The organism is Lactobacillus sp. MRS-253-APC-2B (assembly GCF_012843675.1).
GTDB classification, from domain to species: Bacteria; Bacillota; Bacilli; order Lactobacillales; family Lactobacillaceae; genus Limosilactobacillus; species Limosilactobacillus pulli.
This window is the reverse complement of record NZ_JABAFO010000007.1, coordinates 1-19,389: the sequence shown is the minus strand read 5'-3', so window position 1 is coordinate 19,389 and position 19,389 is coordinate 1. Positions and strand designations below refer to the sequence as shown.

The window sequence follows — 19,389 nt, the reverse complement described above, 5'->3', positions numbered from 1 at the left end:
TATCCTAACATAAACTAGAAAAAGCGTAAATCAACTCATAGGCGATTCTTTTGCGACCAGGAGTCGACCTGTACTAAAATTAAAGATAATTGCTAAAACGGAGGAATTTGATGACCACACAACGAGTGGAACACAAGCTGATGCTGCTGCCGGACAAACCCGGCTGCTATTTGATGAAAGATATCAATGGTCAGATCATCTATGTCGGCAAGGCCAAAAATCTCAAAAATCGCGTACGCTCGTATTTTAAGAGCAGTCATACCGGCAAGGTCGCGGCGATGGTTGATCAAGTAGCTGATTTTGACATTATTACCACTGATTCCAACAAAGAAAGCTTTTTGCTGGAGATCACACTGATTCAAAAACACCAGCCTTATTACAATATCAAGCTTAAGCGAGGGACTGGCTATCCTTATATCAAGATTACCAATGAGCGTGACCCACGTATCGAAATCACCGGTCAGATCAAAAAAGACGGGGCCTATTATTTTGGCCCGTATCCAAACGTTTATGCCGCTGAAGAAACGCTGCACTTTATCCAAAAAGTTTATCCACTGCGGCGCTGCAAGGGGCATCAGGGACGGCCATGTCTTTACTATCACATGGGACAGTGCTTGGGCGCCTGTTTTAGAGAGGTACCGCGTGAGGAATACGATACCCAGATCAAAAAAATCAAGTCGTTTTTAAACGGTAATACTGCCAGCGTCAAGCGTCAGCTGTTGGCCAAGATGAAACAGGCCAGTGAAGAATTGGAGTTTGAACGAGCCGCGGAGATTCGCGATCAACTGCACTATATTGAGGTGACGGTTGAAAAACAAAAAATCATTACTAATGACAAAACACCGCGTGATCTGTTCAACTTTTATATGGACAAAGGCTGGCTGAGCATTCAAGTATTCTTTATTCGTCAGGCTCGTTTGATGAAGCGGGAAAAGCGTTTGTTTCCAGTCGTTGATTCAGCAGCAGAAGAAATGACCAGCTTCATTTTACAGTTCTATAACCGTAAAAATAATATTTTGCCAAAAGAGATTCTCTTGCCGGCTGGCTTGCCCAATCGAGAAATCAGCGAGATTTTAGGGGTACCGGTACGAACGCCGCAGCGAGGAGAAAAACGGGATCTGATGCACATGGCCTATGAAAATGCCCAGCTGCAGCTCAATGAAAAGTTTCGTTTACTAGAACTTGATCAAGCCAAAACCAGTGGCGCTATGAAAGAAATCACGGACGCCCTGGGACTGCCAGAATGTCATAAGATTGAAGCTTTTGACCACTCGCATATTCAAGGTGCCGATCCGGTCAGTGCCATGGTCGTGTTTGTTGATGGTGAGCCAGCCAAAAAGCTTTACCGCAAATACAAGCTTAAATCCGTGATCGATCATGCCGATGAGGCCGCCAGCACGCGTGAGGTAATTCGGCGTCGCTATAGCCGACTTTTAAAAGAAGGTCAGCCACTGCCTGATCTGATCTTTATGGATGGCGGTGAGATTCAAATGGATGCCGTCAAAGACATTTTGGAAAATGAACTGAACCTGCAGATTCCGGTAGTTGGCATGGTAAAAAATGATAAGCATAAAACGGCTGATCTTTTATATGGCAACGACGATCATCACGTTCATCTAGATCCGCGCAGTCAGGGCTTTTATCTGGTGCAGCGAATTCAAGACGAGGTGCATCGCTTTGCAATCACTTTTCACCGTAGCGTGCATACCAAGCATTCCCTTAGCTCACGTTTGGATGAGATCAAAGGCGTGGGGCCCAGAACGCGCAATAAGCTGTTAAAGGCTTATGGCTCATTGGATAAGATTGCTGATGCCAAGGTTGAAGAGATTCAAGCTTTGGGCATCAATCAAAAAACGGCCCAATTAATCAAACTTTCTTTGCAGGGTAAGGCCACAATGGCAAAAGGCAGCAGTCATGACTGATTTTGACGCCCGCATGATTTTTCCTTATACTAGACTTAGTAGTCACTATTTTAAGAACGGAGAATATTTTTCATGGCTAACATGTTTGTGGATCAAATAAAAATTGAAGCCCATGCCGGAAAAGGCGGTAATGGGATGGTGGCTTTCCGACGCGAAAAGTACGTTCCCAACGGCGGACCAGCTGGTGGCGACGGTGGCCGCGGCGGCAGCATCATTTTAAAGGTCGATCCTGGCTTGCGGACGCTGATGGATTTTCGCTACCACCGGATTTTTAAGGCTAAAAATGGCCAAAATGGAATGAGCAAGCAGATGACGGGGGCAGCTGCTTCAGATCTGATCGTTGCCGTCCCCGAGGGAACTACGGTGCGCGATCTGGATACCGGCGAAATCATGGGCGATCTGACTCAGCCTGGTCAAGAGTTGGTAATTGCTAAGGGTGGCCGTGGCGGTCGCGGCAATATTCACTTTGCCTCAGCCAAAAATCCTGCCCCTGAGATTGCCGAAAATGGTGAACCAGGTGAGGATCGCTATTTGGAATTGGAATTAAAGATGCTGGCCGATGTTGGTTTGATCGGGTTCCCATCTGTGGGCAAGTCAACGCTGCTTTCCGTTGTTACGGGAGCCAAGCCTAAGATTGCGGCCTATGAGTTTACAACGCTGGTGCCAAATCTAGGGATGGTCATGCTGCCAGATGGTCGCGACTTTGCAATGGCTGATATGCCTGGTTTAATCGAGGGTGCATCTAAAGGGGTCGGGTTAGGTCTGACTTTCTTGCGCCACATTGAGCGGACTCGGGTCTTGCTGCACCTGATCGATATGGGCAGTCAAGACCCCGAACAGGCCATTGAGCGCTATCACCAGATCAATCATGAATTGGCCGCGTATGATCCTGAGCTGCTCAAGCGGCCACAGATTATCGTTGTTACCAAAATGGATCTGCCGGATGCCCAAGAAAACCTGGCCCACTTTAAGGAAAAGCTGGCCCAAGACGATACGTTTGAAAAGATGCCGCCAGTCGTGCCGATCAGTGCCATTACGCACCAAGGCGTCCAGGGACTGATGCAGATGACGGCCGATCTGCTTGATCAAACGCCGGCCTTTGACAGCGAGCATCATGATAAGCTGGAGACGGTTGAATACCATGCCAAAGAAGAAGAACCAGCCTTTACCATTACGCGTGATGACGATGGCACCTGGGTCCTGGGTGGCGAAAAGCTGACGCGGCTGTTTAAGATGTCCAATCTGGATCATGAGGATGGTCAGCTGCGCTTTGCCCGCCAGCTGCGGCACATGGGCGTGGACGATGCATTGCGGGCCAAGGGCATTCAAAACGGTGATCTGGTGCGCATCGAAAAATTTGTTTTTGAATTTGTCCAATAATTGATGATAATAGAAGACAGAATAGGAAAATGATTTATGCAGATTGAATTCTTAGGAACCGGTGCGGGGTCGCCAAGTAAGCAGCGCAACGTTTCCAGCATTGCCTTAAAACTGCTGGAAGAACGCAATGCAGTGTGGCTGTTTGACTGTGGCGAGGCAACTCAGCACCAGATTTTGCGGACGACGATTCGCCCTCGCAAAATCGAAAAAATCTTTATCAGTCATCTTCATGGCGACCATATTTTTGGTCTGCCTGGCCTGCTGAGCTCGCGGTCGTTTCAAGGCGGCAATGAGCCATTGACGATCTATGGCCCGGTTGGCATCAAAGAATTTGTCAAGACGGCCTTAAAAGTGAGTGAGTCGCGCTTGAGTTACCCACTGAAGTTTGTCGAGTTGACTGATGATGGTAAGATTTTCAGCGATAAGACGTTTACGGTTTATACCAAAAAGCTGAACCATAAAATTGCCTGTTTTGGCTATCGCGTGGTTGAGCATGATCATCCTGGCGAGCTGCAAGTCGAAAAACTGCGCGCAGCCAAGGTTCCATCCGGTCCAATCTATGGCCAGCTTAAAGCCGGTCAGACCGTTGAGCTGCCGGATGGACGCGTTTTGGATGGCCACGACTTTATTGGTGAGCCGCAAAAGGGCCGCGTGATTACGATTATCAGTGATACGCGTCATACGCCGGCGGCCGTTGAACTGGCGGAGGATGCCGACGTCTTGATTCATGAAGGTACCTTTGCCAAAGATGAGATCAAGATGGCGCGCAGCTATTACCATTCAACCAGTGGTCAGGCGGCAATGACAGCGAAAAAGGCGCATGCCAAAAAACTGCTGTTGACGCATATCTCGGCACGCTATGCCGGCAAGGCGGCCTATCAGCTGGCCTACCAGGTTCGTGATATATTCCCCGCCACGCGCGTCGTTAATGATTTTGATATAGTTGACGTACCATTTAAATAGAGGTGATGGCAATGATGAAGCGAATGAAGGCATTACGGATGCTGCGCAACAAGATTGTTTTGATTACTGGCGGATCCAGTGGTATTGGCAAGGAGCTGGCTTTAGAAGCAGCCAGACGCGGTGCAATCGTCGTAGTCTGCGCGCGTAATCTAGAAAAGCTCAATCAGGTTGCTCAGCAGTGTCTGATTCTTTCGGGACGCCCATCATTTGCCTATCAATTGGACGTCACTGATCCGGATCGCGTCGATGAGGTCTTGAATACGATTCGGCATGAGGTTGGCGAGATTGATGTTTTGGTTAATGCTGCTGGGCTGGGCGACTTTACCGCGGTTAAAGATCAGCCTCGTTCAGCCATGACGCGCATGGTTGACGTTAATTTGCTGGCATTGATGTATCTGAGCCGCTGCGTAGCCAAACAGATGATGGACCAGGGATTTGGCGCCATTATCAATCTGGGATCTTTGGATGGCAAGATCCCAACGCCGAATGCCGCCGCCTATTCAGCAACCAAGGCCGGTGTAATCCAGTTCGACAATATTTTGCGCATGGAAGTGGCTGACTATGGTGTCCAGGTGTTGACCGTCAATCCGGGTCCCGTTGCCACGTCGTTTTTTGATAAGGCGGATTCCGATGGCAGCTACCTAAGCAAACTGCCACGTTGGATGATTGTGCAGCCGGCGGAACTGGCTAAGCAGGTTTGGGATCATGTTGGGTATGAGACCCGTGAGATTAACGTACCAGCTTGGACTTCTTGGCTTTCATGGGGCTATCAGGTGTGGCCGGGACTTGGCGATTGGGCAATCAAAAAGTTTTTTGACTATCAACAGGACAAGCGCAGTCTATAAAAAGCAGCGACCGGGACTAAAGCAGGTTCCGGTTGTTATATTTTAAGGAATGGTGAAATCATGGAAGCGCGCTATGAGTGGGAATTTTCCCAAAATAAAAACCAGCAGCTGGCCAATGAGCTACAGCAGCAGTGTCAATTATCGCCACTGTTGGCTCAATTATTGATCCAGCGCGGCATTGATTCGGTTGAAAAAGCCAAGCAGTACTTGGATCCACAACTGGCCGAACTGCGCGATCCCTTTGAGCTGCACGATATGCAAAAGGCGGTCAATCGGATTCAAGCTGCCGTTGCCAATGGTGAAAAGATCGTTATCTATGGCGACTATGACGCGGATGGCATTACCAGTACGGCCGTTATGTATGAAACCCTGGACGAGGTGGGGGCTCAGGTTGAGTTTTTCATTCCCAACCGTTTTACTGATGGCTATGGTCCCAACCTTGACGAGTATCAGCGATTAATTGATGGTGGTGCTCAATTAATCGTTACGGTCGACAATGGCGTTTCTGGAGCCAAGGAGATCGAATATGCCAACTCGCGCGGCGTTGACGTGGTCATTACCGATCACCACGAGTTGCCTGAAAAACTGCCTGAAGCAGCAGCAATCGTACACCCTAAGTATCCAGGCAGTGAGTATGCAGGCGGGGACCTTTCCGGTGTTGGCGTTGCCTTTAAGACGGCCTGGGCCCTAACCGAAGAGTTTCCCCAAGAAATGTTGGATCTGGTGGCAATTGGCGAACTGGCCGATCTGGTCGACGTAACCGGTGAGAATCGGGCACTGATCACCTGGGGTCTCAAGCAATTGCGACAAGGGATGCGACCTGGTCTTCATCAGTTGGTCAAGCTGGCCAAGCTCAATGAGGATCAATTGTCCGATCAAGACGTTGGCTTTGGCATTGCACCACGCCTGAATGCGTTGGGACGGATTGATGACGCCAATGAAGGCGTTTTGCTTTTGACGACCATGGATGATCGCGAGGGTAAAGAGATCGCCCAAGAAGTCGAAAATGCCAACCAAACGCGTCAGCAGCTGGTGGCTAAAATTACGGATGAGGCGTTAAGACAGGCTCGTGCGTCTGAAAATACCGACCGATCGACTCTATTGCTGCTGGGTCATGAATGGCATCAAGGTGTTTTAGGCATCGTTGCCAGTCGCGTGGTTGAAGAAACCGGCAAACCGACGATTGTTGCCAGCGTCAATGACGGTGATGAGATTGCCAAAGGATCTGGGCGCAGTCATGATGGGTTTGACCTGTTTGAGGCTTTACAAAAGCACCGTGATCTGATGACGGCGTTTGGCGGTCATGCTCAGGCATGTGGCATGTCATTTAATATCGATCAGGTTGACCAGTTGCGCGCTGCTTTGGAACAAGAAGCCAAAGCACAGGGACTGGCTGAGTCAGGACCGATCAAATTAGATCTGGCAGCCAGCCTCAGTCCGGATGATGTTAACGAAAACCTTTATGATCAGCTGCAGCGACTAGCGCCTTTTGGACCGGGCAATCCAGAACCGGTTTTTGCAATTCATGCCGATCGCATTAATAATGTCAAGACGATGGGCAAGCAGCAAGAGCATCTTAAATTTGAGCTGCGTGGTCAAAAAAACAGTGCGGCCGTGGTAGCGTTTGGCAAGGCCGACCTGGCACCATTGCTTTTGGCTGGAGTCCCGGTAACGATTGCGGCTACGCTTGGCATTAATGAATGGCATGGCAAGCGAACCGCTCAATTGATGCTTAAAGACATCAAGACGCAGGGAACGGCAATCCTGGATCAAAGAACGCGCCAGCTTTTGCCGGGAATGTTTAATGAAACCGGCTATTATGTGGCCTTTGATCAAACGCTGCGCGAAAACATTGCTGGTCACGCACATGGCATCGTACTGGATCCCCAGACCGCACTGGAGACTGATTTTAAAGATCAGCAGGTAACGATCGTAGACTGCCCACCTGATTTGGCGATGCTTAGTGCACTTTGGCAAAATGGCGGCCAGCCGGCAATGATTCGACTGCTGCTTTGGGAAAAGCATCCCGTTCGGTTTGGCTTGCCAAATCGTCAGCAGTTTGCCATGTTATATCGCTTTTTGCGTCAGTATCCAGAGATTGCCAACTATCGCCAGCAGCAGCCAGCCATGGCCCGTTCACTGCTGATGCCGGTTGAGCAGTTAAATTGGATGATTACGGTGTTTTATGAGGCAAAATTTGTTACAATAAATGATGGCGTTCTGAGACTGGCGGAGCATCCTGCCCATGTTGACTTGGAACAGACGAAATGCTATCAGCAGCACGCGGCTCACCTAAAAAGCGCGCAGGTACTGCTGTACAGCGATACGCACACGCTGCGCAAGCGAGTTGCGGCTTGGCTGATGGCAAACGAATAAGGAGAAATTTTAAATGGCTCTAGATCTTTATAAATACGTTGCAAGTATTCCTGACTATCCAGAAAAGGGAATCATCTTCCGTGATATTTTACCGCTGATGGCTGACGGTGAGGCCTTCAAGCAGGCAACCGATGAAATTACAGCATTTGCTCGTGAACGAGACGTTGATATGGTTGTTGGTCCTGAAGCGCGGGGCTTTATCGTTGGCTGCCCAGTTGCCTATGAGTTGGGCGTTGGCTTTGCCCCAGCCCGTAAAAAGGGCAAGCTGCCACGGGCAACGGTCAGCGCTTCTTACCAGCTGGAATATGGTGAGGCTACGCTGCAGATGGAAAATGATTCGGTTAAGCCAGGTCAGCGCGTGCTGGTGGTTGATGATTTGCTGGCAACTGGTGGTACGATCGGCGCAACGATTGACATGGTTGAACAGATGGGCGGCAAGGTCGTTGGTGCAGCCTTCCTGATTGAATTAAAAGAGTTGGAAGGCCGCAAGCATCTGCGCGATATTGATATAAAGACGCTGATGGAATTCTAGGCACTGATCGTTTAGGATTGCTTTGGCAAAAAAGGGTCCAACGCTCTTGGAGTGGGGGACCCTTTTATTATCACATGTCTATTTTATAGTGATCGTGCAGCTGATCAGTCAAAAAGTTCAAATTATAATTGAAATTAAAGTACGATTAGTAAAATTTTATTGTAAAGTAGTAATGAAATAGTTTTTTATTTAAGGATTATAAAGGAGCTTTTCATGATTTTCTTAGTTGTATTCGGTGCACTGATGCTGATTTTAAGTGCCTTTTACCTGGTTAATTCCTGGCAGCAGTATCGCCAGTGGGTAGTGCCAACGATTATGCTGGTCCTAAGTTTGGCGGCTACGGTTTATGGTACGATCAATCTTCCATATTGGCACCATAGTCAATCTGCACAACAAACGACGAGTGCTGTCAGCTCAAAATCGTCGCTTAGCTCTGCGACCGGCTCGCAAGCTGATTCCAGTTCCAGCTTTTCAGTCAATGGTACTACCGCGGTCTTTAATCAGCAAGACAGCGGCGCCACTCAGGAACAAAAAGAAATGTACCTGCTGCGCCAACTGCAGAAAGCCTACAGTAAGATGGGGACTGTTAACTATGACAGCAGCTCAAAAACATATCAGATTATGCCAACCAATGAAAATACGGTTGAAGCTTTGAACTATATCGCGCAAAATCCCGATCAGGCCCAGCAGGCAGGGTGGTCGAATCTAACCAGCTCGCTTAATCAGACTTCGGCCCAGATTAAAAAAATCGTGGGGAGCGGCTACTCGCTGAGCATGATGAAGCCCAACGATGATCAGACGGCATTATATACTGCAAAGGATGGTAAACAGACTTATAGTATCGTCAATCAGTAAGAGGTGGGATAATGAAAAATCATGATCGAGTGGTTTTGGTGACGGTGATTGCGTTTGGTCTGGCTATGCGGGCACCAATTATTACCATTCCGTTGATAATTGATCAACTTGCTCGTCAGTTAAAAACGGCGGTCGGCAACCTTGGAATCTTGACAACCATTCCGCTGATAATGTTTTTGCTGTTCTCAATTGTTGCCGCTAAGGAAATGACTCGTTTTGGCCTGCGCAAAGCCTTGAACTTTGGTTTGACGGCGCTGGTATTAGGAGCATTGTTAAGACTTCATGTGACCTGGCCAATGCTTTTGGCGGGAACGATTTTGGTTGGGCTGGGAATTACCCATTTAAACGTTTTGACACCTTCCGTGGTTGCCACGTATGAGCCCAATCACACCGCTTTTTATACTACAGCTTATTCGCTGGCGATTATGGTTGGTTCATCAGTATTCAGCCTGCTGACGCATCCGCTATCGAGTACTTTTGGCTGGTGGTCCGTCTTGGTCGTTTTATTAATGTTGACGATGTTTCCTTGGCTGATGTGGATACTTTTCAGGTTGCCGGTACCATTACGTTCTCAAGCAAAGCGCGCTGATAATCAGTCAGTCAAATCAATTCATGAACCAGACCTAAAAACGACTGCTGCGCCGCTTTGGCAGAATCGATATGCGTGGTGCTGCCTGTTGATGTTTGGTACACAGTCGCTTATTAACTATACTTTAGTGGCCTGGCTGCCAGAACTGATGCGCTTTAACGGTATTTCTGGCGGTCAGATCAGTATTGTCTTGGCAATGTATTCAGCAGCAGGCATGCCGGTGTCATTGCTGCTGCCCCGTTTTCTTGAAACAGCCACGCATCGAAGCCAGATCCTAATGTCGATCGTGGTTGGACTGTTGACGCTGTTGGCGGCCGTTTTGATGTTTTGGCAGTCGTCCATGCCACTTGTTTACTGGTATTATTTGTCAATCATTACTGGTGCGATGACGGCTTTTTACTTCATTATGGCGCTAACGACTTTTCCACTTAAGACGATTTCACCAGCCCGAACGGCACAGCTTTCTGGTTTGACGCAAAGTGGCGGTTATCTAATAGCATCGTTTGGTCCAGCGCTTTATGGCCTGGCTTTTAAAAGCAGTCCGCTGGGGATCATGCAGATTTGGTGTTTTGCCATCGTCATCGCTTTATGTACTTTGGCCAGTTTTGTGGTTATCAAAATGCCAAAAATTTAAAATCAAGCTTAAGGACAGTAATCAGTTTGATTGCTGTTTTTTTTATGCCTTGACGAATTTTAAGCCAGTCGCTAAACTGAAAAAAATTTTAAAAAGGGATGATTAGAATGCTTAAAATTGATGGCCACACGCATACTGAGCTGTGTCCTCACGGCAGCCATGAGAAGACACGAGCGATGATTGAAAGAGCAATTGAGCTTGGTTTTGACGAATACTGGATTACTGAGCACGCGCCGATGCCAAAAGACTTTGTTCAACGATTTGCCGGTCCAGCTGACGATTGGCAAACGGAAGGACTCGGCTGGGAGCAGGTTGACGATTATCTAAACTTAGCTGATCAGCTGCAAAGCGAGTATGCCGGCCAGATCAAGATCAGTATCGGTTTTGAGATTGAGTATCTGGCGGGCTTTGAAGAAGCGACACGCGCCTTTTTGGATCAATACGGAAAAAATACCCAGCACAACATCTTATCGGTGCATTATCTTCAGGATGATCAAGGAAAGTTTTGGGGGATTGACTACTCCATAGATGAGCTGCAGGCTGGGTTTGCCAATGAGCTGAAGACGCCGCAGCTGCTGTATCAGCGTTACTTAAAAACGGTTCTGGCCAGTGCTCGCTGCGACTTGGGCAGCTTTGGACCTGATCGGCTTGGCCATCTTAGTCTGATCAAAAAATATCAGGATTATTTCGGCCTGCCGGAAGCTTTTGATCAGTCATGTCAGCGGCTGATTGATGAGATCATGGCCACTGCCAGCAAACGGCAGCTGAGCTTGGATTTTAATTCGGCTGGTCTTTACAAAAAATACTGCAATGATTTTTACCCAGGCATTCAGATTGCATTGGCAGCATTAAATGCCGGAGTACCGTTGATTTTTGGGTCGGATGCGCATGGTGTTGATGAGGTTGGTCGTGGCTGGCACGGTATGAAAAATTTTTTAAAAGTTCTTGACACTCTTAAAAGATGAGAATAATATAGCTACAACACCAAATGAATCTCATTATTTTTTAATGGTAATGAACCGGAGAGTAGCTATCGTGGATTATTAAGAGAGTCTCGCAAAGTTGGGAAGAGATTGATTGCGATAGTGAACCACACCGGTGAGCCGACCAGCTGAAAGGTTATAAGTAGGCTGTTCCGGGACCACTCGTTATCAGGGCTGAATTTTATCCAGCATGAGGATCGTTTCGCAAGGGGCGATCGAATTTGAGGTGGGACCACGCGAAAAGCGTCCTCTTAGTCCAGATGGGCAGAGAGGACGCTTTTTTATATAAAAAATAAATGAGTAAAAAATGAGAGGAGGCATTATCATGATGAGCAGCATTGCTTTACCGGCTGGCTTGCGCGATCAGTTTGGCACGGAGGCAGAATCAAAGGATCAAATCAGTGCCTGGCTGATGAAAAATCTGCGCAGTCGTGGTTATCGACGCATCATTACGCCAATCGTGGAGCGACGGGATCTGTTTGCCGAGTTCAACATGCAAAGTGAGCAGTATCGAGTGATTGACCCGGCTGGCGATGAGTTGGTCTTGAGACCGGATCTGACCTTGCCGGTTGCCCGGTTCTTGGCAACGACCAACGTTAAGCTCCCCCAAAAGATTTATTATCTGGGCGAGCGGTTTCAAGCGGCACCTGAGCTTTCAGGCGGGCAAAACGAACAGACGCAGGCTGGCATCGAATTAATCGGCTATGGTTCATTGAAGGCAGAAATGGAAGGTGTGATCTTAATGCATCAGCTTAACCGCCATCTGCTGGACAATCAGTTAACGATTGAGCTGGGACACGCCAGACTGGTTGATACGATTCTCGATGCGCTTGAACTGGATGAAGAACTGCAGCAGCAATTGGCCCAGGCACTTTATCATAAAAACTTTCCGGCCTATGAAAAGCTGCTCAGACAGGTTGATGCCCTCCAGACAATGCCGTTTCTGCGTAAATGGCCATGGCTGTTTGGCACGTTGGCGGAGGTCAACGACATGTTGGCAGAAGTCAAGGTTCCTGAGCCGGCCCGTCCGTTACTTGGTCAACTCAAGACGGTGGCTGAATTCGCTGGTGAGCTGGCTGATCAGCAGGTAATTGTCGATCTCAGCAGTGCGGTGCCGCAAAAATACTATACGGGTATCGTTATGAAAGGCTATGTGGAAAAGACGACCGGTGCCTATTTAATCAGCGGTGGACGCTACAACCGTCTTTTGGCCAACTTTCAGTCACAGTTGGAGCCCGCGGTTGGCTTGGGAATCAACATTGATGCCTTGGCCGAGGCGACAGCACTCAAACTGGTCAAAAAACAGCCGGTCTTTGTCTACGCGCCGTTTGAGCTTCTCGGACAGGCAGCGGCATTGGTTGAAAAGCACGGCAACTATTCGCTGGCTTTGGCTGATTCGTTGCAGGAGGCTCAGCAGCAGGCCCAAACAGCGGGGGCAAAACTGGTCGCCTTGGATGCAGAAAAGGGGATGAAAGAATGCTGAGAATCGCGCTGACCAAAGGAAGAGTTGAAAAGAAGTTCATTCCGCTTTTGCAGAGATGCAATATTGACTGTCAGCCCTTGATCGATAAGCAGCGCCGCTTAATTATCAATCTGGGTGATCAGTATCAGATCATTCTGGTTAAAGGTGAAGACATTTGTACCTATCTAAGAAAAGGAGCGGTTGATCTGGGCGTCGTAGGCAGCGATGTTTTAGAAGAACAGGGTGCCGATGAGCAGGTAAATGAACTGTTGGATTTAAACACTGGTCGCTGTCAATTTATCGTTGCCTCAAAAAGCGATTTTGACTGGAATCAGCCCCGCCGCAAGGTAATTGGCACCAAGTATCCCAACGTGGCGCGTCGCTGGTTTGCCAGCCAAGGCGAAGACGTCGAGATCATCAAGATTGCCGGCTCGGTTGAACTGGCACCACTGACTGGCTTGGCCGATGCCATCGTTGATCTGACTGAAACCGGAACGACGCTGCGGGTTAATCACTTGGTCGTTCATGACTGGCTGGACGTAATCACGAGTCGGCTGGTGGCTAATCCGGTTGCCTTAAAGCAGAAGCGTGATGAGATATTTACATTGACGAATCAATTAAGACAGGCAATGGAGGAAGAGTATGATGAAGATTTACGAAAAGTCACTGAATGAAATGAAAAAAATCGTTGCTCGCTACACTGAACAAACCATTGATTTTGAAATCGAAAAGACCGTCAGCGAGATTATTCAAAATGTAGCACAAAACGGTGACCAAGCAGTTCGCGACTATGAGCGCAAGTTTGATAGTGTCAACCTGGCAGATTTTTCCATTCCGGCCTTTCAGCTTGACCAGGCCTTGGATTCAATCGATGAAGACTTACGGGCGGCTTTGGAACTGGCTAAGCAAAATATTACCAGCTTCCACAAACAAGAAATTGAAAATAGCTTTGTTGACGTCAGCACACCAGGAATCATGCGCGGTGAAAAGATTACACCGCTGGCCAGCGTAGGTCTGTATGTGCCAGGCGGAACGGCAGCCTATCCTTCAACTATTCTGATGTGTGGCATTCCGGCTAAGCTGGCTGGAGTTAAACGTGTCGTAATGGTGACGCCGCCACAGCCAGCCGGGATCAATCCGGCGGTCTTGGCAGCTGCCAAACTGGCCGGAGTCGATGAGGTCTATCAGGTTGGCGGTGCTCAAGCCATTGCTGCTTTAGCCTATGGCACGGAAACCATCCCCGCTGTCGATAAGATTATGGGACCCGGCAACATCTTCGTGGCAACGGCTAAAAAGCAGGTGTTTGGCAAGGTAGCCATTGATATGGTAGCCGGTCCATCTGAAATCGGCATCCTGGCTGATGAAAGTGCCAATGCCAAAGAAATCACGGCTGATCTTTTGTCACAAGCTGAACACGACAAGCGGGCCCGGGCCATGCTGATTACCAACAGCAAGTCGCTGGCCGAGGCCGTTTCTAAAGAGATTGAACACCAATTAAGCACGTTGCCGCGTCAAGAGATTGCGCGAACTTCCATTGAGGATCGCGGTTTTATTGCAGTGATGGAAAATACGGCTGAGATGTTTGAGCTGATGAACGACGTGGCACCAGAACACTTGGAGGTTCAATTGAAAAATCCAACGCAGTACTTGGGCCTGATCAAAAATGCCGGCTCAGTGTTCCTGGGCCGCTACGCCAGCGAGCCTTTGGGTGATTACGTGGCCGGACCAAATCACGTGCTGCCAACTGGTGGAACAGCACGCTTTGCTTCACCGTTGGGGGTTTATGATTTTGTCAAGCGGACTCAGTTCATTCAGTTTGATCAGCAAAATCTTAAAGCCGATCTCAAAGCCATCACCAAGCTGGCGCGCACGGAAGGCTTGGAAGCTCACGCCCGCGCTATTGAAGCCAGATTTGACAAGGAGGACTGATCAGATGCGCAAAGCAACGATAAACCGAGCTACGAAAGAGACGCAGATCAAAGTCGCGCTGAATCTTGACGATCAAAGCCAGGTTGCCATTAATACCGGCGTGGGCTTTTTTGACCACATGCTGGAGCTGTTTGCCAAGCACGGCCGCTTTGGCTTGGTTGTGGAGGTCAAAGGCGATCTGAACGTTGATGCTCACCACACGGTTGAAGATACCGGCATCGTCTTGGGTCAGTGCTTTAAAGAAGCATTAGGCGACAAGGCGCAGATTGAGCGCTATGGCAATGCCTTTGTACCAATGGATGAGACGCTGGCACAGGTTACGGTTGATTTAAGCGGCCGTTCCTATCTGGTATTTGATGCCGAGCTGACCAATCCACGGCTGGGTGCTTATGAAACGGAAATTACCGAGGACTTTTTCCAGGCGCTGGCCTTTAATGCCGAGATGAATCTGCACGCCAGAGTATTATATGGCCGCAACACGCACCACAAGATTGAAGGATTGTTCAAGGCAACGGCCCGCGCGATGCGGCAGGCAGTTACGATCAATCCAGCCATTCAAGGAGTTAACTCAACCAAGGGGATGATTTGATGATCGCGGTAATTGATTATGGAGCAGGCAACGTCTTTAACGTGCTCAAGGCCTGTCGATACCTAGGCCGAGAAGCTGAACTGACGGCTGACCCGCAAAAAATATCGCAGGCGGATGTGGTGCTGTTTCCAGGCGTGGGAGCATTTGGCGCGGCCATGACTCGCTTAAAAGAAACTGGGCTCGATCAAGTCATTAAAAGCACGGTTGCCAATGGGACCCCATTTTTAGGTATCTGTCTGGGCATGCAGCTTTTGTTTGATTCATCAACCGAATTTGGCAGTGTAGCGGGCCTGGGCTTGATTCCAGGACAGGTCGTGCGAATTCCCGATGATGATGGTCAAAGGATCGTTCCGCAGGTGGGCTGGAATCAAAACGAACTGCAACGGCCGGAAAGTATTTTTAAGTCGATCGATCGGCAATATACCTATTTTGTTCATTCCTATTATGCCAAGTGTGCTGAGGAATATGTCGTATCAACCGTTGACTATGGCGTGGCCGTGCCAGCAATCGTTCAAAAAGACAACGTTTATGGTTTCCAGTTTCACCCTGAAAAAAGCGGTCAAGTTGGGCTGAAATTGCTGCAAACATTTTTTGAAAAGGCGGTGAAAGCATGATTTATCCAGCAATTGATCTTCAAGGCGGCAGCAGCGTGCGGCTCTATCAAGGCGACTTCAAACAAGAAACGCTGGTCAGTGCTGATCCGATCAGGCAGGCGCGCTTGATTAGAGAGGCCGGCATCGGTGGGCTGCATCTGGTGGATCTGGATGGCGCTAAGACCGGTCAGCCACAGAATTTTGAGCTGGTAAGTCAGATCGTTAAGGTATTTGCTGGTGAAACCGAGATTGGCGGCGGTATTCGAAACGAGCAGACGATCAGGCGCTACCTAAAAAGCGGGGTTGATCGCGTTATTCTTGGTTCGGTAGCCCTAAAAGATCCTGAGTTTACCAAGCAGATGCTGGAAAAATTCGGCAGTCGGGCGATTACGATCGGTGTTGACGGTCGTGACGGTCAAGTAGCAACTGATGGCTGGCTCAATCAGTCCACGATTTCAATGGCCGATCTGATTGCGGCAATGACTGCTGCTGGGGCCAAGCGTTTTATTGTTACTGATACGGCAACGGACGGTACACTGACGGGGCCAAATATTGAGCTGCTGCAAGGCTTGCAACAAAAGTTTCCTGAAGTACGGATCGTGGCATCAGGGGGCGTTGGCAGTCTTGATGATCTGAAAATGCTTAAGCAGGCTGGTTTAAAAGACGTGATCGTTGGCAAGGCGATTGCAGCGGGTAAGGTAACCTTAGAGCAGATTGCAGAGGTGAATGAGAATGCTGGCTAAACGAATCATTCCGTGTCTGGACGTAGCTGATGGCCGAGTGAAAAAAGGCGTTCATTTCGTCAACTTAAAAGATGTCGGCGATCCGGTTGCAATTGCGGCGGCGTATGAAAAACAAGGCGCTGATGAACTGGTTTTTTTGGATATCACGGCAACCAATGAAAAGCGGCAGACCATGAGCAGCGTGGTCGAGGCGGTATCCAAACAAGTCTTTATGCCGCTTACGGTTGGCGGCGGCATTAAAAATCTGGCCGACATGGAGCGCATGCTAAAGGCTGGAGCTGACAAAACCGCGATCAACTCAGCAGCGGTTGCCAACCCAGCATTGATCAGCCAGGGCGCTGAACGGTTTGGCAGTCAAGCCGTTGTGGTGGCGATTGACGTTCGCTGGGATCCAGTAGCCGGCAAATATTTTGTCTATACGCATGGCGGTCAGCAAAAGACGGATCTTGAGGCAGTTGCCTGGGCTAAAAAAGCCGTTGAGCTGGGTGCCGGCGAACTGCTGATCACCAGCATGGACTGCGATGGAACCAAAGATGGCTTTGATCTCAAGCTCTACCAGACGATTGGCCGTGTCGTCAATGTGCCGATCATTGCTTCTGGTGGGGCCGGTGAGATTCAGGACTTTGTGGACGTCTTTGAGCAGACACCAGTGACGGGAGCTTTGGCTGCCTCGGTCTTTCACTTTAAAGAGCTGACGATTCCGCAGGTTAAGCAGATGCTGGCTAAGAAAGGGGTGCCGGTTCGTCAATGAAACCCGATTTTTCAAAAATGAATGGTCTGCTGACGACGGTGGTAGTTGATGTCACTACCAAAGCCGTCTTGATGGTCGCCTGGATGAATGAGGAAAGCTTTCAAAAAACGCTGGCCAGTGGTGAGACGTGGTTTTGGTCTCGTTCCCGCAAAGAGCTTTGGCATAAGGGAGCTACCAGCGGCAATACGCAGCGGGTGGTCAGCATGACGCTTGACTGTGATGGCGATACGCTTTTGGTAACGGTTGATCCAAAAGGGCCGGCTTGTCACACTGGCCGATCCAGCTGCTTTTTTAACCCGATTGAATTAACGAAAGAAGGTAACCTAAATGACACAACAGAATCTTGAAGAACTTTATAACCTGGTTAAGCAACGAAAAGAAAATCCAATTGATGGCTCGTACACCGACTATCTCTTTAAAAAAGGCCTGGATAAGATCTTGAAAAAAGTTGGTGAAGAAACGACTGAGGTTATCGTTGCCGCCAAAAACAGTGATCCGGCTGAACTGCAGTATGAAACGGCTGATCTGCTGTATCATTTAATTGTTCTGCTCGTTGAATGCGATCTGCCATTTGAAAAAATCAAAGAAGAACTGGGCTCGCGCGTTGGTCAGATGAGCCAGTTTAAGGATCGTGCCCCAATCAAAAAGCTTTAGAGGTGATCCGATGAAAGAAACGATTAAGCGGCTGGCAAGCTATGTGCCGCCAACACCAACTGAAATGATTGCCCAACAGTATGGCCTTAAGCGCGTTGCCAAGCTTTCAGCTAATGAGAATCCCTATGGTACCTCGCCGAAGGTTGCAGCCGCGGTTATTGACGCCGTGCAGCAAGGGAGTGGCAATTGGTATCCAGACGGCAATGCGACTGAGCTGCGAGAGATGATTGCTCAAAAATTGGGCGTTAAGGCAGAAAATATTGTCTTTGGCTGCGGCTTGGATGAGATTATTACCCTGGTTTCAAGAGTCTTTTTGGAAGCAGGGGATGAGATCCTGACTGCTGAGCCGACGTTTTCCGAATACGGCCTCAATGCTCAGATTGAAGGCGCGACCATCAAAAGCGTGCCGATTGATTCTCAAAGCGGCGCCAATGATTTAAATGCTTTTTTAAACAGCATTACGCCAAATACCAAAATGATCTGGCTGTGCAATCCTAACAATCCGACTGGCGGGTATAATGAAACAGCAGCGCTGCGTGATTTTATGGCACAGGTTCCCAAAAACGTTTTGGTGCTGATTGATGAGGCATATATTGATTTTGTCAGGTCAGCGCAACCAGCTTCGGCATTGCCGCTGCTTGAAGAATTTGACAACGTGGCTGTTTTAAGAACCTTCTCAAAGATCTATGGACTGGCCGGCTATCGGGTTGGCTATATCATTGTTGATGATCAGCGGGCGCGCTATCTGCAGACGGTGCGCCTGCCATACAACCTGAATACTCTATCGCAGGTGGCGGCTTTGGCGGCATTTGCTGATCAAGAGTTTGTCGAGCAGGTGGCGGCTAAAAATGCAAAAGAGCGTGATCAATGGGAGAAGTTTTTAAAGCAGCACCATATTTTCTATTATCCCAGTCAAGCTAATTTCATCTACTTTAAGGTGCCGGATGCTGATCAGCTGGCTGAACGCTTCTTGGAAAACGGGTATCAGATTCGCACCGGATTTGCTGCCGACTGGCTGCGGGTAACGATTGGCCTGCCGAATGACAATCTGGCGATGCAGCAGATTATGGCTGATTTTTTGAATTAAGAGTTCGGATTAACTGCTTTGTTTAGACAAGGCAGTTTTTCTGTTTTAATTGAAAATAAGCTGATTGATTAAGCGGCTATCTTAAAAAAATTGGATGTCTGATTTTTATTTTGTAAGACGGCTCTATTTGAAAAAACGATGATTTATTCTTAATTGCTACCAAAAAGTTCAACATTTCCGTTAGTAAACAAACGGTTTATTTAATCAATGTTCATGTTTCTTAAATAAATCAAAAAAGTTTGTTTTTTGTCGTTGACATTTGATTGTAATCTCGGTATATTAGATAACGTTGTCGCGGCGATGAGTTGCCGATCACTTGAGATCAACGGCTTTTCGCCAAGCTGCCAAGAAAAATCGATTAAAAAGTTCTTGACAGGTAGTTGACAATTTGTTAAACTGATAAAGTTGCTTGCTTAAAAGTGAGTAACGGTAGACCTTTGAAAACTGAATACAGTTTCGACGAACACAAATGTGCAGGGTCATCAATCATTACGATTGATGC

19 protein-coding genes and 1 other annotated feature are annotated in these 19,389 nt (G+C 48.4%); all 19 genes read left to right on the top strand.

Going from position 1 to position 19,389, the window contains the following annotated elements; genetic code table 11:
- The first annotated feature begins 110 nt into the window (after window positions 1-110).
- Window positions 111-1,922 (top strand): excinuclease ABC subunit UvrC, encoded by a 1,812-nt coding sequence (uvrC, locus tag HF864_RS04960; RefSeq protein ID WP_169461963.1) that lies wholly within the window; start codon window positions 111-113, stop codon window positions 1,920-1,922.
- An 81-nt stretch (window positions 1,923-2,003) separates the two neighbouring features.
- Window positions 2,004-3,302, top strand: coding sequence for a GTPase ObgE (gene obgE, locus HF864_RS04955; protein ID WP_169462028.1), 1,299 nt, complete (start codon window positions 2,004-2,006; stop codon window positions 3,300-3,302).
- 36 nt (window positions 3,303-3,338) lie between these two features.
- Complete coding sequence (rnz, locus tag HF864_RS04950) at window positions 3,339-4,265, top strand: ribonuclease Z (RefSeq protein WP_169461962.1); 927 nt, start codon at window positions 3,339-3,341, stop codon at window positions 4,263-4,265.
- An 11-nt stretch (window positions 4,266-4,276) separates the two neighbouring features.
- Window positions 4,277-5,110, top strand: a complete 834-nt coding sequence (locus HF864_RS04945; protein ID WP_169461961.1) for an SDR family oxidoreductase — start codon at window positions 4,277-4,279, stop codon at window positions 5,108-5,110.
- Between the two features lie 60 nt (window positions 5,111-5,170).
- A complete protein-coding gene (recJ, locus tag HF864_RS04940) occupies window positions 5,171-7,486 on the top strand; it encodes a single-stranded-DNA-specific exonuclease RecJ (RefSeq protein ID WP_169461960.1) in 2,316 nt (771 codons plus the stop codon).
- A gap of 13 nt (window positions 7,487-7,499) precedes the next feature.
- Entirely contained in the window at window positions 7,500-8,018 is a 519-nt protein-coding gene (locus tag HF864_RS04935) for an adenine phosphoribosyltransferase (protein WP_169461959.1), read from the top strand.
- Window positions 8,019-8,231: 213 nt separating this feature from the next.
- A complete protein-coding gene (locus HF864_RS04930) occupies window positions 8,232-8,873 on the top strand; it encodes a DUF308 domain-containing protein (protein WP_169461958.1) in 642 nt (213 codons plus the stop codon).
- 11 nt (window positions 8,874-8,884) lie between these two features.
- Complete coding sequence (locus HF864_RS04925; RefSeq protein ID WP_169461957.1) at window positions 8,885-10,096, top strand: MFS transporter; 1,212 nt, start codon at window positions 8,885-8,887, stop codon at window positions 10,094-10,096.
- Between the two features lie 107 nt (window positions 10,097-10,203).
- Window positions 10,204-11,061 carry a histidinol-phosphatase HisJ gene (hisJ, locus tag HF864_RS04920; RefSeq protein ID WP_169461956.1) on the top strand — a complete coding sequence of 286 codons (858 nt, stop codon included), beginning with the start codon at window positions 10,204-10,206 and terminating at the stop codon, window positions 11,059-11,061.
- Window positions 11,062-11,101: 40 nt separating this feature from the next.
- Window positions 11,102-11,333, top strand: a binding site (T-box leader).
- Between the two features lie 71 nt (window positions 11,334-11,404).
- Window positions 11,405-12,562: an ATP phosphoribosyltransferase regulatory subunit gene (locus tag HF864_RS04915; protein WP_169461955.1), complete on the top strand. Its 1,158-nt coding sequence runs from the start codon at window positions 11,405-11,407 to the stop codon at window positions 12,560-12,562.
- Entirely contained in the window at window positions 12,556-13,215 is a 660-nt protein-coding gene (gene hisG / locus HF864_RS04910) for an ATP phosphoribosyltransferase (protein WP_169461954.1), read from the top strand. The genes HF864_RS04915 and hisG overlap by 7 nt, the downstream gene beginning before the upstream one ends.
- A complete protein-coding gene (gene hisD / locus HF864_RS04905) occupies window positions 13,187-14,470 on the top strand; it encodes a histidinol dehydrogenase (RefSeq protein WP_169462027.1) in 1,284 nt (427 codons plus the stop codon). The genes hisG and hisD overlap by 29 nt, the downstream gene beginning before the upstream one ends.
- A gap of 4 nt (window positions 14,471-14,474) precedes the next feature.
- Window positions 14,475-15,059, top strand: coding sequence for an imidazoleglycerol-phosphate dehydratase HisB (gene hisB, locus HF864_RS04900; protein WP_006499764.1), 585 nt, complete (start codon window positions 14,475-14,477; stop codon window positions 15,057-15,059).
- On the top strand, window positions 15,059-15,673 hold the full coding sequence (gene hisH / locus HF864_RS04895) for an imidazole glycerol phosphate synthase subunit HisH (protein WP_169461953.1): 615 nt from the start codon (window positions 15,059-15,061) through the stop codon (window positions 15,671-15,673). Before hisB ends, hisH begins: the two co-directional genes overlap by 1 nt.
- Complete coding sequence (gene hisA, locus HF864_RS04890) at window positions 15,670-16,395, top strand: 1-(5-phosphoribosyl)-5-[(5-phosphoribosylamino)methylideneamino]imidazole-4-carboxamide isomerase (protein ID WP_169461952.1); 726 nt, start codon at window positions 15,670-15,672, stop codon at window positions 16,393-16,395. Before hisH ends, hisA begins: the two co-directional genes overlap by 4 nt.
- The gene (hisF, locus tag HF864_RS04885; protein ID WP_169461951.1) at window positions 16,385-17,146 is read left to right on the top strand and encodes an imidazole glycerol phosphate synthase subunit HisF; all 762 of its coding nucleotides are present in this window, start codon (window positions 16,385-16,387) and stop codon (window positions 17,144-17,146) included. Before hisA ends, hisF begins: the two co-directional genes overlap by 11 nt.
- Complete coding sequence (gene hisI / locus HF864_RS04880) at window positions 17,143-17,493, top strand: phosphoribosyl-AMP cyclohydrolase (RefSeq protein WP_169461950.1); 351 nt, start codon at window positions 17,143-17,145, stop codon at window positions 17,491-17,493. Before hisF ends, hisI begins: the two co-directional genes overlap by 4 nt.
- On the top strand, window positions 17,474-17,800 hold the full coding sequence (gene hisE / locus HF864_RS04875; RefSeq protein ID WP_006499769.1) for a phosphoribosyl-ATP diphosphatase: 327 nt from the start codon (window positions 17,474-17,476) through the stop codon (window positions 17,798-17,800). Before hisI ends, hisE begins: the two co-directional genes overlap by 20 nt.
- A gap of 10 nt (window positions 17,801-17,810) precedes the next feature.
- Window positions 17,811-18,887, top strand: coding sequence for a histidinol-phosphate transaminase (gene hisC, locus HF864_RS04870; protein ID WP_169461949.1), 1,077 nt, complete (start codon window positions 17,811-17,813; stop codon window positions 18,885-18,887).
- Window positions 18,888-19,389: the final 502 nt, after the last annotated feature.

Coding starts and splice junctions, on each gene's coding strand:
- uvrC (WP_169461963.1), top strand. CDS start 111: ATGACCACACAACGAGTGGAACACAAGCTGATGCTGCTGCCGGACAAA.
- obgE (WP_169462028.1), top strand. CDS start 2,004: ATGTTTGTGGATCAAATAAAAATTGAAGCCCATGCCGGAAAAGGCGGT.
- rnz (WP_169461962.1), top strand. CDS start 3,339: ATGCAGATTGAATTCTTAGGAACCGGTGCGGGGTCGCCAAGTAAGCAG.
- HF864_RS04945 (WP_169461961.1), top strand. CDS start 4,277: ATGATGAAGCGAATGAAGGCATTACGGATGCTGCGCAACAAGATTGTT.
- recJ (WP_169461960.1), top strand. CDS start 5,171: ATGGAAGCGCGCTATGAGTGGGAATTTTCCCAAAATAAAAACCAGCAG.
- HF864_RS04935 (WP_169461959.1), top strand. CDS start 7,500: ATGGCTCTAGATCTTTATAAATACGTTGCAAGTATTCCTGACTATCCA.
- HF864_RS04930 (WP_169461958.1), top strand. CDS start 8,232: ATGATTTTCTTAGTTGTATTCGGTGCACTGATGCTGATTTTAAGTGCC.
- HF864_RS04925 (WP_169461957.1), top strand. CDS start 8,885: ATGAAAAATCATGATCGAGTGGTTTTGGTGACGGTGATTGCGTTTGGT.
- hisJ (WP_169461956.1), top strand. CDS start 10,204: ATGCTTAAAATTGATGGCCACACGCATACTGAGCTGTGTCCTCACGGC.
- HF864_RS04915 (WP_169461955.1), top strand. CDS start 11,405: ATGATGAGCAGCATTGCTTTACCGGCTGGCTTGCGCGATCAGTTTGGC.
- hisG (WP_169461954.1), top strand. CDS start 12,556: ATGCTGAGAATCGCGCTGACCAAAGGAAGAGTTGAAAAGAAGTTCATT.
- hisD (WP_169462027.1), top strand. CDS start 13,187: ATGAAGATTTACGAAAAGTCACTGAATGAAATGAAAAAAATCGTTGCT.
- hisB (WP_006499764.1), top strand. CDS start 14,475: ATGCGCAAAGCAACGATAAACCGAGCTACGAAAGAGACGCAGATCAAA.
- hisH (WP_169461953.1), top strand. CDS start 15,059: ATGATCGCGGTAATTGATTATGGAGCAGGCAACGTCTTTAACGTGCTC.
- hisA (WP_169461952.1), top strand. CDS start 15,670: ATGATTTATCCAGCAATTGATCTTCAAGGCGGCAGCAGCGTGCGGCTC.
- hisF (WP_169461951.1), top strand. CDS start 16,385: ATGCTGGCTAAACGAATCATTCCGTGTCTGGACGTAGCTGATGGCCGA.
- hisI (WP_169461950.1), top strand. CDS start 17,143: ATGAAACCCGATTTTTCAAAAATGAATGGTCTGCTGACGACGGTGGTA.
- hisE (WP_006499769.1), top strand. CDS start 17,474: ATGACACAACAGAATCTTGAAGAACTTTATAACCTGGTTAAGCAACGA.
- hisC (WP_169461949.1), top strand. CDS start 17,811: ATGAAAGAAACGATTAAGCGGCTGGCAAGCTATGTGCCGCCAACACCA.